This window comes from Micromonospora sp. CNZ309 (assembly GCF_002846525.1).
On the sequence record NZ_PJNG01000001.1, the window covers coordinates 6,272,716 to 6,288,445 of the forward strand.

Genomic DNA, 15,730 nt, shown 5'->3' on the forward strand with positions numbered 1-15,730 from the left:
ACCCCGCCCTCGTCATCTCGGGTACGGGATCGCCCGCAGAAGTGGCGGCTGCGCCCCGCACCTGATAGCTCTTGACGGGTGACCCTGCACCCGTCAAGCGGCGACCCGAACCGGTTCGGCACCGAGGCGTTCTACGCCGCGCTCGGCCGGGCCTTCGTCGCCATGTGCGCGGTGGTGCCGTTCCTGTTCCTCATCGAGGCCCTCGACCAGGGGCTCGCGGCCGGCTTCGACACCGCCGCCGGCATCGTCCCGAAGCGCATCGACGGGCTCGACGGGGTCTTCTTCTCGCCGTTCCTGCACCACGGCTTCGACCACCTCTACAGCAACAGCATCCCGCTGATCCTGCTCGGCACCTTCGTCCTGGCCGCCGGCGCCCGCCGCTTCCTCTGGTCGACGCTCGTCATCATCCTGGTCAGCGGGCTGGGGGTGTGGTTCACCGGCTCGTCGACCTCCGTCGTGGTCGGGGCGAGCGGCGTCATCTTCGGCTACCTGGGCATCCTGCTCACCCGGGGCATCGTCGAGCGGAGCTGGTGGAACTTCGCGGTCTTCCTGCTGGTCGGCCTGCTCTACGGCTGGCAGCTCGTCGGCATCCTCCCCACCGACGAGCGGATCTCCTGGCAGGGCCATCTCTTCGGGCTGCTCGGGGGCGTCGTGGCGGCGATCATCTTCCGGCGCCGCCGGGACCTGGGCGGCCCCTACCGCTCGGAGTCCACGCTCACCATGCCCTGAGCGCCGACGCGCCGGCACCAGCCGAGCACGGGACATGCTTGCCCGAAGCGCACCGCCGGCCCTACCGTCGGGATCAGCACGCGTTGATTCGTGAGCGGAAAGCGACGGTACGCCCATGCGCCAGGTCGATGTCGCGGTGATCGGGGCCGGCCCCGCCGGGCTGTTCGCGGCGTACTACGCCGGATTCCGGGGGCTCTCCGTCGCGGTCGTCGACGCGCTGCCCGAGCCGGGCGGCCAGATCACCGCCATGTACCCGGAGAAGCTCATCCACGACGTGGCCGGCTTCCCGGCGGTCAAGGGGCGGGACCTGGTGGCCAACCTCGTCGCCCAGGCCGCGCCCTTCGACCCCTGCTACCTGCTCGGCAACCGCGCCGAGAAGCTCTCGTACGCCGACGGGCGGCCGGTGCTCGGCCTCGCCGACGGCGGGCAGCTGCGCTGCGGTGCGGTGATCGTCACCGGCGGGCTGGGCAGCTTCACGCCCCGCCCGCTGCCCGTGGCCGAGCACTTCGCCGGCACCGGGATCGTCTACTTCGTACCGCGGCCGACGGAGCTGACCGGCCGGGACGTGCTGATCGTCGGCGGCGGCGACTCCGCGTTCGACTGGGCGTCGACGCTCCAGCCGCTGGCCCGCTCGGTGACGGTGGTGCACCGGCGGGAGAAGTTCCGGGCACACGCGGCCACCGTCGCCCGGGTGCTGGGCCTGCCGGTCCGCGTGATCGTCAACGCCGAGGTGACCGGGCTGCACGGCGACGGCGCGGTCACCGGCGCCGAGATCACCGTACGCGGCGGCGCGGCGGAGCTGCTGCCCGTCGACACGGTGGTGGCCGCCCTCGGCTTCACCGCCGACCTCGGCCCGCTGGCCGAGTGGGGGCTGCGGCTGGACCGCCGGCACATCGTGGTCGACAGCGCGATGGCGACGAACCTGCCCCGAGTCTTCGCGGCGGGCGACATCACGGAGTACCCGGGCAAGGTGCGGCTGATCGCGACCGGCTTCGGCGAGGCCGCCACGGCGGTCAACAACGCGGCGGTGGCCATCGACCCGAGCGCCCACCTGTTCCCCGGGCACTCGTCCGACGGCACCTGACGTACCGGCGGTCGCGGTGCGCCTCCCGCCGGGCCGCCGCGGACCCGGCAGCCCGGCCGGCGGCGGGCCGGTCAGCGCGACGGGCGGGGCACGACCGGCGCGAGGGCGGCGACCCCGACGGCGACCAGGGTCAGCGCCGCGCCGAGCAGGGTGACGGCGCTCGGCCGGGAGGCCGCCGTGGGCAGCAGCACGTCCAGGAGTACGGCGCCGACGATCTGCCCGGCGATGGTGGCCAGGCCGAGCAGCAGCACGCCGGTGAACCGGACGATCGCCGCGGCGATCGCGATGAACACGATCCCGATCGGCCCGCCCAGGTAGAGCCACGGCTCGGCCGGCGCGCCGCCCGCCGGCCAGCCCCGCACCGCGACGTCGACGGCGAAGGCGACCAGCAGGGCCACCGTGCCGACGGAGAAGTTGACCAGCGTGGCGGTCAGCGCGCTGCCGGAGGCCATCCGTACCCGGCCGTTGACGGCCTGCTGCCAGGCGATGCCCACCCCGGCGAGCAGCGGCAGCAGGGCCAGCCCGAGGGCGGCGGGATCGCCGAGCCGGTCGCCGACGGCCAGCAGGACCGCGACCACGGTCAGCGCCGCGCCGGCCAGTCGCTGGCCGGTGACCGGCTGGGGGCCGCTCGGGCCGACGCCCGCCCGGTCGACGGCCAGGCTGCTGCCGGACTGGCCGGCCACCACCGCGACCGTGAAGACCGCCACGCCGAGGGCGCCGATCGTCAGCCCCTGGGCGGCGACCAGGAACGCCCCGCACACCCCGCCGAGGCACTGCCACGGCCGTAGCGTGCCGTCGGTGAGCGCGTCGCGCAGGGCGACCAGCCCCCGCCGCCCACCCGGGGTGGCGGGGACCAGCACCAGCAGCACCAACAGGCCCAGCCCGAACGAGACGACCGCGGCGGCGATCCCGTCGGCCAGGCGTACGCCCAACTCGCCGTTGATCCGGGACTGCCCGGCCACGGCCAGCCCGGAGGCGGTCGCGAGGCCCACGCCGGTGATCCGGCGGGCCGCCGACGGAGCCGGCGGGGCCAGCGTCCCGGTGACGCTCACTCCTGCTCGGCCAGCGGGCGGCCGTCGAAGTCGACCGCCGAGTAGAGCGCGAGCTTCTCCAACCGGTGGTACGAGTCGATGACGCGGATCGTGCCGCTCTTCGAGCGCATGACGATCGACTGCGTGTACGCGCCGCCGGCCCGGTAGCGCACGCCGCGCAGCAGGTCGCCGGAGGTGACGCCGGTGGCCACGAAGAAGCAGTTGTCCCCGGTGACGAGGTCGTCGGTGCTGAGCACCCGGTCCAGGTCGTGCCCGGCCGCGAGCGCCTTCTCCCGCTCCTCGGCGTCGCGCGGCCAGAGCTTGGCCTGCATCGCCCCGCCCATGCACTTCAGGGCGCAGGCGGAGATGATGCCCTCGGGGGTGCCGCCGATGCCCATCAGCACGTCGACGTCCGACTCGCCCCGGGCCGCCGCGATGGAACCGGCGATGTCCCCGTCCGAGATGAAGCGGATGCCCGCCCCGGCCCGGCGGATCTGCGTGACCAGGTCGTCGTGGCGGCTGCGGTCCAGCACACAGACCGTGACCTCGGAGACGTCGGTGCCCTTGACCTTGGCGATCCGGCGCAGGTTCTCGGCCACCCCGGCGTTGATGTCCACCACGTCGGCGTACGCCGGTCCGACGGCGAGCTTCTCCATGTAGAAGACCGCGCTCGGATCGAACATGGCGCCCCGCTCGGACACGGCGAGCACCGCCACGGCGTTCGGCATGCCCTTGCTCATCAGCGTGGTGCCGTCGACCGGGTCGACCGCGACGTCCACCTCCGGGCCGCTGCCGTCGCCGACGTGCTCGCCGTTGAAGAGCATCGGGGCGTTGTCCTTCTCGCCCTCGCCGATCACCACGACGCCCCGCATGGGGATCGAGTTGATCAGCTTGCGCATCGCGTCGACGGCGGCCCCGTCGCCGCCCTCCTTGTCGCCCCGGCCGACCCAGCGACCGGCGGCCATCGCCGCGGCCTCGGTGACCCGGACCAGGTCGAGGGCGAGGTTGCGGTCGAGATCCTGTGGGATCCGGGTCCTGGTGTTCGTCATGACGGCTCCTCCTCGCGACGTTGCGGGGCGGCAGGGTGCGGCGTCGCCGCTGCCGGCTTTGTCGCTGATCCTCACACGATGGCTCACCCGGTGCGGGGTCGGGGCGGTGATGGCCCGGATACGGCCGGTCGGGCGGCTGCGAAGATGGCAGGGTGGAAGCCGCACAGCCTGCCGATCGCGTACCAGCCGACCCGACGCCGCCGGACGGCCAGCCGCCGGTCGTCCCGACCCGGGCCGCCGCCGTACCCGAGGGGGAACCGGCGCTGGTCGAGCCCGCCGGCGCGGCGGGGGCGCCCCCGCCCGACGGCGTGGCGGAGACGGGCGAGCGGCCCGCGCCGCCGCCGGCGATCGACACCCGCAAGTCGGAACGCTCGCCGAAGGACATGGCGATCTCGCTGCTGGTGCTGCTGATCCCGATCGCCCTGCTGATCGCCTTCTACCGGGGGTTCCTCGGCGGCGAGCAGCCGACGACCGTCGACCCGGCGCCCGCCATCGAGTCGGCGCGGGCCGCCAACGCCTTCCCGGTCAGCGAGCCCGCGGAGCTGGACGACGGGTGGCGCACGGTCAGCGCGAACTTCCAGACCGTCGAGGGCGGATCGAGCCTCCGCCTCGGCTACCTCACCCCGGAGGGCCGGGGCGCCCAGTTGGTGCAGAGCAGTGTCCCGCCGGAGCGGCTGCTGCCGACCGAACTGACCGCCGAGGGGCAGCCGCAGGGTCAGACCGACCTGGGCGGACGCACCTGGCAGTGGTACACCGCCCGCGGCAACGAGCAGGCGCTGGTCCTGCTCGAACCGAACCGGACGGTGATCGTGGTCGGCGACGCCCGGGACAACGAGCTGCGGCACCTGGCCACCGCGATCCGGTAGCCCGCCCCGGGAAACCGCCCCCCGGGTGTCGGTCGGATCGGCTACGCTGCCCCGGCTCACTGCCCGGCGGCTGAGGCCTGCCGCGTGCTTTCCGTTTCCCGAAGAGAGACAACTGTGAACATTCGACGGTGGAGCGTCGGCGTGCTCGCCGCCACCCTGCTCGTTCCCGGCCTGACTGCCTGCAAGTCGGACGACCCCGCGCCGGCCGGTGCGGGCTCGGCAGCGTCGGCCGTGCCCGCCGACCCGAAGGAGGCGCTCATCGCCTCCACCAAGGAGATCGAGAAGGGCAACTTCACCTTCACGATCTCCGGTAGCGGCGTCAACGGCCAGGGCTCGGTGCACAAGCCGAGCAACAGCGCCCAGTTCACGATGAAGGTCGACGACGGTTCCGGCACGACCTTCGGCATGGAGATGATCTACGTCGAGCCCGACAGCTGGGTGAAGATGGACCTCGGCGAGCTGGGGGCGATGATCCCGGGCGCGGACAAGATGAAGGGCAAGTACCAGCACCTCGACCAGTCCAAGGTCAAGGACGGCGGCGAACTCGGCCTCAACATGAAGGACCTGGACCCGGCCGGCACCGCGGTGCTCGCCAAGGGCATCACCGAGGTGGAGAAGACCGCCGAGGGCAGCTACGCCGGCAAGCTCGACGCGTCCGCCGTGGGCGACGGCTCGGCCGCCCTGGACTCCGACCTGGTCAAGGCGCTCGGCGCGCAGGCCAAGGCGCTGCCCTTCACCGCCAAGGTGGACGCCGAGGGTCGGCTCACCGAGCTGGTCATCTCGGTCCCGGCGGCCGGTGACAACAAGGCCCACGACATCAAGGTCTCCTACGCCGACTACGGCAAGGCCACCACCCCGCAGAAGCCGCCGGCGGACCAGGTCGTAGAGGCCCCCGCCTCGACGTACGAGATGCTCAAGTAACACCGGCACGACGGGAACGGGGCGGCCTCGGCCGCCCCGTTCCCGCGTTCCCGGGGTCACCCGACCGGGGCAACCGGACATCCCGGTGATTGTGCGACGCGGCGACAGGGAACAGGAGTGGGGCGAACCCGGGCCGGGTCGCCTCCGGCAGCCGGCCCGGCGGGGTTCGCGCGGCGCAGCCGACGTGGTGCGTCGCCCGGTTTCCGGCCGCCGCCAGGTGCGTCGGGTGACCCACGTGGGAGACACGTATGACTGTTCGACGCCTGAGCGCCGGCCTGGTGGCCGCCGCCCTCTTCACTCCCGGCCTGGCCGCCTGCAACGCCTCCGGGACCCCGACGGCGGGCTCGTCCGCCTCCCCGTCCGTCTCGGCGTCCGGTACGCCCGGCGCCTCCGGCAGCGGGGCCCCGGCCTCCGGCAGCGCGGCCCCGGGGGCCGGCGACGCCAAGCAGGCGCTGCTGGCATCCACCCGCGAGATCAGCAACGGCAACTTCCGGTTCACCATGTCCGGCGTCGGCTCGACGGCCGAGGGGCGGGTGCACGAGCCCACCCAGAGCGCCGAGATGCGGGTGACGATCGGCAAGCCGACCGACGACCTGTTCATGAAGCTCGACCTCGTCCACTACAAGCCGGACAGCTGGGTGAAGGTCGAACTCGGCGGCACGACCGCCAGCAGCGTGCCGGGGGTGCAGAAGCTGAACCTCGGCAAGTACCAGCACCTGGACCAGACCCGGATCAAGGGCAACCGGAACCTCGGCTTCGACTTCGACAAGGTCGACCCCACCGGCAGCGAGGTGCTGACGCAGGGCATCACGGAGGTACGCCAGACCGGCGACGGCGCGTACGCCGGCACCATCGACGTGTCGAAGGCGGCGGAAGCCGGCTCGGTGGACCCGACGGTGATCACGGCGCTCGGTGCGCAGGCGAAGTCGGTGCCGTTCACCGCGAAGCTCGACCCGCAGGGCCGGCTCAGCGAGATGGTCATCCAGATCCCGGCCGCCGGCCAGAGCAAGGCGCAGGACATCCGGATCACGTACTCGGACTACGGCAGCGCCACCGCCGCCCAGAAGCCCCCGGCGGACCAGGTGGTCGAGGCCCCCGCCGAGCTCTACAACCTCTTCAACTGACCCCACCCACCCCCGCGTCGCGGGCCCCGGCCGGGGGCCCGCGCGGGGTGGGGTGAGGTGGTCAGGCGGTGGGGTCCTGGCGGGCGGCGTCGATGCGGGCGCGGGCGCCGTCGAGCCAGCGCTGGCAGGTGTCGGCGAGCTTCTCGCCGCGCTCCCAGAGCGCCAGTGACTCCTCCAGCGTGGTGCCGCCGGTCTCCAGCCGCTCGACCACCGACGCCAGTTCGGCGCGGGCCTGCTCGTAGCTGAGCGGTTCGTCCTTCTTCTCGTCAGTCATCGCTGCCATCCCACCACATCGTGATCCCGTCGTCGTTCAGCCGTCGACCGTCGCGGCCAGCTCGCCGTCGGCGAGGCGTACCCGGAGCGGATCGCCCTTGCCGACCTCCGACGCGGCACGTACGACGTGACCGTCCGCGCGCTGGACGATTGCGTAGCCCCGGTCGAGGGTGGCGGCGGGGGAGAGGGCGCGCAGCCGGGCCAGGGTGTGCCGCAGGTCGTCGTCGGCGGCGGCGAGCCGGTGGTCGAGGCAGCGGCCGGCCCGCTGGCGCAGCCCGTCGAGGTCGACGAACCGCTGGTCGACCATCACCTGCGGGCGGGCCAGCACCGGCCGGGAACGCAGCCCGTCGAGCCGGTGCGACTCGCGGTCCACCAGGTTGCGCACCGCGCGTTCGAGGCGGTGGCGGGCCTGGCGGATGACGCGCACCTCCTCGGTGAGGTCGGGCACCACGCGCTTGGCCGCGTCCGTCGGGGTCGAGGCCCGCACGTCGGCGACGTAGTCGACCAGCGGCGCGTCGGTCTCGTGGCCGATCGCGCTCACCACCGGCGTGCGGCAGGCGAAGACGGCCCGGCAGAGCGCCTCGTCGGAGAAGGGGAGCAGGTCCTCGATGCCGCCGCCGCCCCGGGCGATGACGATCACGTCGACGGTCGGGTCGGCGTCCAGCACCTTGAGCGCGTCGACGATCTGGGGAACCGCGCTCGGCCCCTGCACGGCCACGTTGACCGTGCGGAACTCCACCGCCGGCCAGCGCCGGCGGGCGTTGGTCAGCACGTCGCGCTCGGCGGCGGAGGCGCGGCCCGTGATCAGCCCGACCCGGTTGGGCAGGAACGGGGGCCGGCGCTTGCGCGCCCGGTCGAACAGCCCCTCGGCCGCGAGCAGCTTCTTGAGCTTCTCCAGCCGCGCCAGCAGCTCGCCGAGGCCGACCTGCCGGATCTCGTCGGCGCGCAGGCTCAGCGTGCCCCGGGCGGCGTAGAACTCCGGCTTGGCGTGCAGCACCACCCGGGCACCCTCGCGCAGCTCCGGCGCGCCGACGTCCAGGACGTCACGGTTGGTGGTGACCGTCAGGCTCAGGTCGGCCGACGGGTCGCGCAGGGTGAGGAAGACGGTGCTGGCACCCGGCCGGCGGCTGATCTGCGCCACCTGCCCGTCCACCCACACCCAGCCCAGCCGGGCGATCCAGGCGCCGACCTTCTGGCTGACCACCCGGACCGGCCACGGCTCCTCGGACGTGCTCCGCCCCACCTCACCTGTGCTCACCCGCCCCACCCTACGGCCCGCCCCGGACACTCCCGCGCGGCTCGACGGGCGGCACCCGGCAGCCGGCCCGGGCGGGGCGGGCGTCGCGCCCGGTGCGCCCGTCCGGCCGGGCGCGGGCCGTGGTGGTGGCGGTCGCGGCCCGTGTCGCCCCACGGGGCGACACGTACGATGGGTGGGTGACTGAGGCTGAAGTGACGTCCCGGACCGGCAAGCGCGTGATCCTGGCCAAGCCCCGCGGCTACTGCGCGGGCGTGGACCGCGCGGTGCAGACCGTGGAGGAGGCACTCAAGCTCTACGGCGCCCCGATCTACGTACGCAAGCAGATCGTGCACAACAAGCACGTCGTGCAGACCCTGGAGGCACAGGGCGCGATCTTCGTGGAGGAGAACGAGGAGGTGCCCGAGGGCGCCACCGTCATCTTCTCCGCGCACGGGGTGGCCCCCGAGGTCTACGAGCAGGCCCGCAGCCGCTCGCTGCGGGCCATCGACGCGACCTGCCCGCTGGTCACGAAGGTGCACCAGGAGGCGAAGCGGTTCGCCGCCGAGGACTACGACATCCTGCTGATCGGCCACGAGGGGCACGAGGAGGTCATCGGCACCTCCGGCGAGGCACCCGAGCACATCCAGCTCGTGGACGGCCCGGAGGACGCCGACACGATCACCGTCCGCGACCCGAACAAGGTCGTCTGGCTCTCCCAGACCACCCTCTCGGTGGACGAGACGCTGGAGACGGTGGCCCGGCTCAAGAAGCGGCTGCCGATGCTCCAGTCGCCGCCCAGCGACGACATCTGCTATGCCACCTCCAACCGGCAGCACGTGGTCAAGGAGATCGCGCCCGAGTGCGACGTGATGATCGTCGTGGGCTCGACCAACTCCTCCAACTCCGTACGCCTGGTCGAGGTCGCCCTTGACGCCGGCGCGCGCGCCGGTCACCTCGTCGACTTCGCGCACGAGATCGACGACGCGTGGCTGTCGGGGGCGCGTACGGTCGGCCTGACCTCGGGCGCCAGCGTCCCCGACGAGCTGGTCCAGGAGGTGCTGGCCCACCTCGCGGCGCGCGGCTTCACCGACGTCGACGAGGTGGTGACCGCCAACGAGCGGCTGACCTTCTCGCTGCCCCAGGAGCTGAAGCGGGACATGAAGGCCGCCGCCGCGGCCCGTGGCTGACCGGGCGGGAACGGCACGCGGCCCCGCTGCGTCAGACAAGGGTATGAGGACTCTTCGGCTCGCCGTCTCCGCGCTGGCCGTCTGCGTGGCGCTGAGCGCCTGCGGCGGCCAGGACGGTGCCGGCGACACCCCCACCCCGACCCCGACGGGAGCGCAGCCGGTGACCAGCCCGCCCAGCCCGGATCCGAGCGCCCCCGGAGTGACCCCGACCCCCGGCGACCCGGTGGATCCGACGGGGCCGGCCCTGCCTCCGCCCCCGAGACCCAGCAACGCGCCGACGAAGCCGCCGGCCGGCGGCACCACCCTGACCGGGACCGTCACCTCCGGGGTGGAGCCCAACTGCCTGCTGCTCGACAACTACCTGCTGGTCGGCGGCCCGCGTGACCTGCTCAAGCCGGGCGCGAAGGTCACGGTGACTGGCCGGGTCCAGCGGGACCTGCTCACCACCTGCCAGCAGGGCACGCCCTTCCTGGTCGAAACCGCCCGCCGGGGCTGAGCCGGCACAACGGGCGGAGCCCGCCCCCGGGTGGGGGCGGGCTCCGGTGTTTCCGGTGCGGGACGGGTCAGTTCACGGTGCCGATGGAGACGGCGCCGCGGCCGACGACCGCGCCCTCGGTGGTCACCACGGACAGCTCACCGAAGAGCGCCCGACCGGCGAGCGGGGTGGACTGGGCGGTCACCGTACCGGTGAGGGTGGCGGTGGCGCCGTGGGCCAGGTCCAGCGGGGTGGCGGGCGCCGAGAGGGTGCCCAGCGCCGCCGCGGAGAACGAGTCCCGGTAGTCGTAGGCGGTGCTGCCACCGGCCCCGTCCACCGCGTAACCCTCGACGACCACCCGGTAGGTGCCCGCCGGCGGGTTGTTGATGGTCACGGCCTCCTCGGAGTCGCCGTCGGCGGCCCGACCGACCTCCGCGGTACCGCGGAAGACGTAGAGGTCGAGGTCGGCCGCGGCGCTGGCCGGGTTGCCGATCCGGGCGGTGAAGCGGGTCGCGCCCGCCGGCACCTCCACGGTGTACTCCTGCGACGCGCCCTCGGCGATGGTGGGCCGCTCGGCGTGGACGCTGGAGAGCGGGCCACCCTGACCGGTCACCGCGACCGGGCCGAAGGTGTTGGTCAGCGACCAGGTCACCGGGGTCGCCGTACCGGCGGTGACCGACGGCAGCTCGACGACGGCCGGCTCGACCGCGACACCCTGCACCCGCGCCGTGAGCTGGAACGGGTTGTTCAGCGACGGCGAGGTCCGACGGGACTCCACCTCGATCTCCCAGACCCCGGCGATCGGGTTCTGGTAGTCGCGCTCCTGCGGCTTGCAGGCGTTGGCGTCGGAGAAGTTGGTGTAGCAGGCGAGGCTGGAGGTGCTCTCCACCGGAACGCCGTACGGGTTGAAGGCGATGAACCGGGTCTGCGAACCGGTGGCGATGCCGGAGAGGTTCACCTGGAGGGCGCCCGTGCCCGGCGGAACCGTCACGAAGTACGAGGTGAAGCCGTTCCGGTCGACCGAGCCCTCGGCCGAGAAGGAGAAGTTCGGCTTCTTCACGTCGTTCGAGGCCACCACGACGGTGGAGACCTCGAAGTCGACGACCGAGGTGGCCGGGTCGTCGATCGTCATGATCGCGCCGTGCGCGCCGGCGGTGGCGGGCTTGGCGGTGACCGAGACGGTGACGGTCTTGTTCAGCGGGAGCGAGACGGTCTTCGGCGCCTTGAAGGTGCCGTCGTTGCCGCGCAGACCCACGTTGTGCTTCACGGTGCCGGCCGGCCCGCTGGTGCGGGTCAGCTTGACCTGGTAGCTCTTCGACTGGCCGATCCGCTGCCCACCCTCGGTGGAGGCGCAGCGGTTGTAGAGGCCGGTGCCCCGGTTCGGGGTGCCCAGCTGACCGGACAGGACGGTGCAGACCGGGGCCTCGGAGGTGTAGGAGCGCGTCTCCACGCCCTTACGCAGCAGCTTCCACGCGCCCGGCACGTTGAACATGCCGTAGCCCTGGGCGTACGTCGGAACGTCCTTGATCGGCTTGGCCGAGGTGTAGATCGCCCGGCGCAGCGCGGCCGGGGTGACGCCCTTGTCGGTCGCCTTGGCGGCCGACAGCAGCAGCGCGGCGGCGCCAGCGGCCTGCGGGGAGGCCATCGAGGTGCCGTTCAGCATCGCGTAGCCCGGGGGCAGCGCGTAGCCGGCCTCGGGGACCGCGTTGCCGGGCTGCCAGGTCGGGGCGGTGGAGATGGCCGAGCCGGGGGCGGCGATGTTCGGCTTGACGCCGCCGTCCTCGCGCGGGCCACGGGAGGAGAAGTTGAACAGGGCGTTCTTCTTCTTCACCGCGGAGCCGTAGTTGGCCAGCCAGGTGTCCTTGCTGATGCTCGCCGCGACGCTGACCACGTTGGCCGCCACCGACGGGTCGCCGATGGTGTTCAGGCCCGGGCCGGAGTTGCCGGCCGAGATGAACATCTGCACGCCGTAGGTGGTGATCAGGTTGTTGTAGAGCTCGGCGCGGGCGTTGTTGCCGTCGTTCAGCGCCGGCAGGCCGCCGATCGACATGTTGACCACGTCGACCTTGCGGTTGATCACCAGGTCGGCCATGCCGGTGGTGAGCGCGGCGTACGTGCAGCCGCCGCCCCAGGAGCAGGCGCGGGCCGAGACGAGCTTGGCGCCGGGCGCGGCACCGTCGAAGGCGCCGTTGCCGAGCATGTCGTTGGCGGCGGTGATGCCGGCGACGTGCGTGCCGTGGGTGCTCTCGACGATGCCGATGTTGACGTAGTCCACCAGGCCGGGACCGCCGATGGGGGCGGTGTCCACGTCCTCGCGGTACTCGACCACGAACGGGATCCGCTCGACCACCGGGGTGGCCGCGTTGTCGGTACCGAAGTAGCCGACGTCGAACTTCTCCTTGTACGGCCGCATCATGGCGTCGTCGGTGAAGTCGTTGTTCTGGTTGACGTCCACCCAGATGTTGTGGGTGGCCGGGTCGTAGAGGATGCCGAACGTGTCGGTCCGGTCCCCGTCGCGGTTGACGTCACCGGCCGGGTCGCTGGCAGCCGTGATCGACTCGGCGAACCGGTTGAACCGGTAGGTGCCCGCCGGGGCCGTCCAGGTCGCGCCGCCGGAGGTGAACGTCGGACCGGTCACCTCGGTGAGCATCGGGCGCCAGGTGGCGTCCTCGAACGGGTCCGTCGCGGTCACCCAGTCGACGATCTTCCGCTCACCCGTGGTGGTCTTCTGCAACGCCGGGTGACCGAGGTCCACACCGGAGTCCATGATGCCGATCGTGACGCCGCGGCCGTCCCACTGGGGGTTCTTGGCGACGAAGTCGACGGCGCCGATCTCGTTGGTCGGCATGTAGGGGTTGGCGGCCGGGGTGTCGGCCCCGGGGCCGGGCAGCGTCGCCGCCTGCTTCGCGGCCTTCTTGCCGGAGGGGGCGACCTCGGGCGTCGGGTCGGGCAGCTGGATGGTCTCGTCCAGGTCGACGGCGGAGACGCCGGGCAGCGTGGCCGCCTTGACCACCTTCGAGGTGGGGACCTTGGCCAGGACGTAGCCGATGCTGTCGTAGCGCTCGGTGACGGCCGCGCCCAGGTTCTTGAGGTCGGCGGCGACGTCCTTCGCCTCGCCCTTCTTGGTGGCCACGATCAGGGTGACGGTCGGGGCCTTCTTCGCCTCCGCCTCGGCGAGGAGCTTGGCGTCGTGCGAGCCCAGCGCCTCCACAGGGGTGGCCTGGGACGCGTCGGGTGCGGCGGTCGGCGCGGCGCTCGCGGTGGCGGCACCACCGGCTACCGTCACCGCGCTGGCCGCCACGACCGACGCGAAGAGCGCGGCGGAGGTCCGCCGGCTCAGGTTTCGGGGTTTGCTCACGTTCTCTTTCCTCCAGAGAACAGGGCCCTCAGATGCAGGGCACGCGTGAGGCGAATCCTTCGCGCTGCCGCTGGTCACTGTCACTACCGTGGAGTTCGTTGTGACCACTTCGTGACATGGGTGGGCGTCCATTGTCACATCGGTGGTGATAGGTATCGGCCGTCAGTCCAGTGTCGACCGACCGGTCGGCGCCCCGGCCTCGGCGTTTCCGAGCAGCTCCGGGGCCTGCGGCTGACGGGGTGCCAGCTCGACCTGCGCCGGCGCGGCCAGCTCCTGGTCGGATACCCCCAGCTCGGCTAGCTTGCGGGCGCTGACCAGCACGCGCGCCTCCAACGACCCGACGGCCCGGTTGTACGCGGTCACCGCGCTGCCGAGCGACGCGCCGAGCTTGCCGACGTGCTCACCCAACGTCGACAGTCGCCCGTACAGCTCGCGGGCCAGGGAGTGCACCGCCACCGCGTTGCGCGCCAGCGCCTCCTGCCGCCACGAGTAGGCGACCGTACGCAGCAGCGCGACCAGGGTGGCCGGGGTCGCCAGCACCACGTTGCGGGCGAACGCGTGCTCCAGCAGCGTCGGGTCGCGCTGCAACGCGACGTCGAGGAACGGATCGGCCGGCACGAAGAGCACCACGAACTCCGGCGTGCTGTCGAACGCGGCCCAGTAGGTCTTGGCGGCCAAGGCGTCCACGTGCGCGCGTAGGTGCTTCGCGTGCGCGTCGAGACTGGTGTCCCGACCCCGCTCGTCGCGGGCCTCCATCGCCGTCAGGTAGGCGTCGAACGGCGCCTTGGCGTCCACCACCACGGACCGGCCGCTGTGCAGCCGCACCACGAGGTCGGGACGGACCCCCTGGTGGTCGGTGGCGGCGGTGACCTGCTCGGAGAAGTCGCAGTGCTCCAGCATGCCGGCCGCCTCGACGATTCGGCGCAACTGGTGCTCGCCCCAGCGGCCCCGCACCTGGGGTGCCCGCAGGGCCGCCACCAGCTGCTTCGTCTCGGTACGTAGCTCGCCCGAGACCGTGCTCATCGCGCGGACCTGCTCGCGCAGTTCGGCGTACGCGTCGACCCGGTCGTGCTCCAACTCGGCGACGCGCTGCTCGTAGCGGCGCAAGGTGTCGTGCAGCGGGGCGACGGCGCGGGCCACCGCCTCCTGGGACTGCGCGGTGGCCTCGTAGCTCAGCGCCCGCATGGACTGTTCCAGCCGCCCCTCGCCCTCCCGGGTGGCCCGCAGCGTGGCGTCCAGCCGGGCGATCTCGGTCGCCGAGCGGGTCCGGGCGGCGTACCAGCCCACCGCGCCTCCGGCGGCGAGGCAGACGATCACCACGGCCAGCGTCGAGAAGTCCACCCCCGGAGCTTGCCAGACCGGCGCGCCGCGCGCCGCCGTGCCGCTCCCGCCCGGAGCGTGCCGCTGGCCGGCGGGGCGGTGCCGTTCCCCGGCAGGGGCGTGCCGCGCGCCGGTCAGGGCCTGGCCCCCGCCCACCGGCCCGCCGCGCGGTGCCGATCGCAGGCGTGGCACTGGCCTGGCCTGGGTAACGTCGCTGCCATGAGATATCTGCCCCTGCTCATCCTCGTGGTGCTGCTGGTGGGCGCGTTCCTGTGGTGGCGCCGGGAGAGCGCCGCGCGGGAGGCGCGGCGCCTCGCCGACGTACGGGCCGACGCCCAGCGGTGGTACGAGCGGCTCGGCGGCCAGGTGATGAACCTGCACGGCGACCACCCGGCCGTACGCCAGGCGCTGGTCGACGCCGGGGAGCGCTACAACGCGGCCGGCAGCCAGCTCGAGCAGGCCCGCAGCGTCGAGCAGTTCCGCCTCGCCCGGGAGACCGCGCTGGAGGGGCTGACGTACGCGCGGGCGGCCCGGGTGGCGCTCGGCATCGACCCCGGTCCCGAGCTGCCGCCGCTGGCCGCCGCACAGGGTGCCGGGCGGCTCACCCGGGAGCGTCAGGTCGACGTGCAGGGGCAGACCTTCAAGGCCGGGCCGCAGCCCGGCCGCGACACGCCCTACTACTACCCCGGCGGGCGCTACCAGGGCCGGCCGGTGCCGGCGGGCTGGTACTCCACCCCGTGGTGGAAGACCGCGCTCGGTGCCGGCGCGGGTGTCCTCGGCGGTGTCCTGATCGCCGACGCGCTCTTCTCGCCCGGCTTCGCCGATCCCGGGTACGGCTACGAGGCCGGCTACCAGGAGGGCTTCGGCGACGCCACCGGCTTCGGTGAGCAGGGCGGCGAGGTCGGCGGCGACTTCGGCGGTGGCGGTGACTTCGGTGGAGGCTTCGGCGGCGGCGACTTCGGGGGTGGCGACTTCGGCGGCGGCGACTGGTAGCACCAGCGATGGTGTGACCGGTAGGGCCGGCGGTGACGGTGTCGGGCAGGCTCGTCGGTGGCGGGTCGGCCGGGACACCCTCC

Annotated in this window: 14 protein-coding genes; 8 read left to right on the forward strand and 6 right to left on the reverse strand. The window is 73.0% G+C overall.

Annotation, left to right across the window (positions count from 1 at the left end; all coding sequences use genetic code 11):
- The first annotated feature begins 78 nt into the window (after positions 1-78).
- Both CLT72_RS27135 and CLT72_RS27140 read left to right on the forward strand, forming a co-directional pair.
- Complete coding sequence (locus CLT72_RS27135) at positions 79-729, forward strand: rhomboid family intramembrane serine protease (RefSeq protein ID WP_101414175.1); 651 nt, start codon at positions 79-81, stop codon at positions 727-729.
- Positions 730-844: 115 nt separating this feature from the next.
- Entirely contained in the window at positions 845-1,813 is a 969-nt protein-coding gene (locus CLT72_RS27140) for an NAD(P)/FAD-dependent oxidoreductase (RefSeq protein WP_101414176.1), read from the forward strand.
- 71 nt (positions 1,814-1,884) lie between these two features.
- Here the strand turns inward: CLT72_RS27140 and CLT72_RS27145 are convergent, their stop codons facing one another.
- A complete protein-coding gene (locus tag CLT72_RS27145) occupies positions 1,885-2,865 on the reverse strand; it encodes a DMT family transporter (protein WP_101414177.1) in 981 nt (326 codons plus the stop codon).
- Complete coding sequence (glpX, locus tag CLT72_RS27150) at positions 2,862-3,893, reverse strand: class II fructose-bisphosphatase (RefSeq protein ID WP_089001995.1); 1,032 nt, start codon at positions 3,891-3,893, stop codon at positions 2,862-2,864. The genes CLT72_RS27145 and glpX overlap by 4 nt, the downstream gene beginning before the upstream one ends.
- 152 nt (positions 3,894-4,045) lie before the next feature.
- Between glpX and CLT72_RS27155 the strand changes: the two genes are divergently transcribed.
- The 3 genes from CLT72_RS27155 to CLT72_RS27165 all read left to right on the forward strand — a co-directional run bounded on the left by CLT72_RS27155 (position 4,046) and on the right by CLT72_RS27165 (position 6,804).
- The gene (locus CLT72_RS27155; protein ID WP_101414178.1) at positions 4,046-4,759 is read left to right on the forward strand and encodes a DUF4245 domain-containing protein; all 714 of its coding nucleotides are present in this window, start codon (positions 4,046-4,048) and stop codon (positions 4,757-4,759) included.
- 114 nt (positions 4,760-4,873) lie between these two features.
- Positions 4,874-5,680, forward strand: a complete 807-nt coding sequence (locus CLT72_RS27160) for a hypothetical protein (protein ID WP_101414179.1) — start codon at positions 4,874-4,876, stop codon at positions 5,678-5,680.
- A 248-nt stretch (positions 5,681-5,928) separates the two neighbouring features.
- On the forward strand, positions 5,929-6,804 hold the full coding sequence (locus CLT72_RS27165; RefSeq protein ID WP_101414180.1) for a hypothetical protein: 876 nt from the start codon (positions 5,929-5,931) through the stop codon (positions 6,802-6,804).
- Positions 6,805-6,865: 61 nt separating this feature from the next.
- Here CLT72_RS27165 and CLT72_RS27170 read toward each other — a convergent pair whose 3' ends face one another.
- Entirely contained in the window at positions 6,866-7,078 is a 213-nt protein-coding gene (locus CLT72_RS27170; RefSeq protein ID WP_101414181.1) for an exodeoxyribonuclease VII small subunit, read from the reverse strand.
- A gap of 36 nt (positions 7,079-7,114) precedes the next feature.
- Positions 7,115-8,281, reverse strand: coding sequence for an exodeoxyribonuclease VII large subunit (xseA, locus tag CLT72_RS27175; protein WP_374208854.1), 1,167 nt, complete (start codon positions 8,279-8,281; stop codon positions 7,115-7,117).
- Positions 8,282-8,511: 230 nt separating this feature from the next.
- On the opposite strand from xseA, the gene CLT72_RS27180 reads away from it, so the two are divergent.
- Together CLT72_RS27180 and CLT72_RS27185 are read left to right on the forward strand one after the other, a co-directional pair.
- Positions 8,512-9,501: a 4-hydroxy-3-methylbut-2-enyl diphosphate reductase gene (locus tag CLT72_RS27180; protein WP_101415413.1), complete on the forward strand. Its 990-nt coding sequence runs from the start codon at positions 8,512-8,514 to the stop codon at positions 9,499-9,501.
- Positions 9,502-9,544: 43 nt separating this feature from the next.
- Complete coding sequence (locus CLT72_RS27185) at positions 9,545-9,997, forward strand: hypothetical protein (protein ID WP_101414182.1); 453 nt, start codon at positions 9,545-9,547, stop codon at positions 9,995-9,997.
- Between the two features lie 67 nt (positions 9,998-10,064).
- On the opposite strand, the gene CLT72_RS27190 is transcribed toward CLT72_RS27185, so the two are convergent.
- Positions 10,065-13,334: a S8 family serine peptidase gene (locus tag CLT72_RS27190; protein WP_101414183.1), complete on the reverse strand. Its 3,270-nt coding sequence runs from the start codon at positions 13,332-13,334 to the stop codon at positions 10,065-10,067.
- Between the two features lie 162 nt (positions 13,335-13,496).
- Positions 13,497-14,675: a DNA recombination protein RmuC gene (locus CLT72_RS27195; protein ID WP_101415415.1), complete on the reverse strand. Its 1,179-nt coding sequence runs from the start codon at positions 14,673-14,675 to the stop codon at positions 13,497-13,499.
- 198 nt (positions 14,676-14,873) lie between these two features.
- Between CLT72_RS27195 and CLT72_RS32430 the strand changes: the two genes are divergently transcribed.
- Positions 14,874-15,647 (forward strand): hypothetical protein, encoded by a 774-nt coding sequence (locus CLT72_RS32430; RefSeq protein WP_199184653.1) that lies wholly within the window; start codon positions 14,874-14,876, stop codon positions 15,645-15,647.
- The last annotated feature ends 83 nt before the right edge of the window (positions 15,648-15,730 follow it).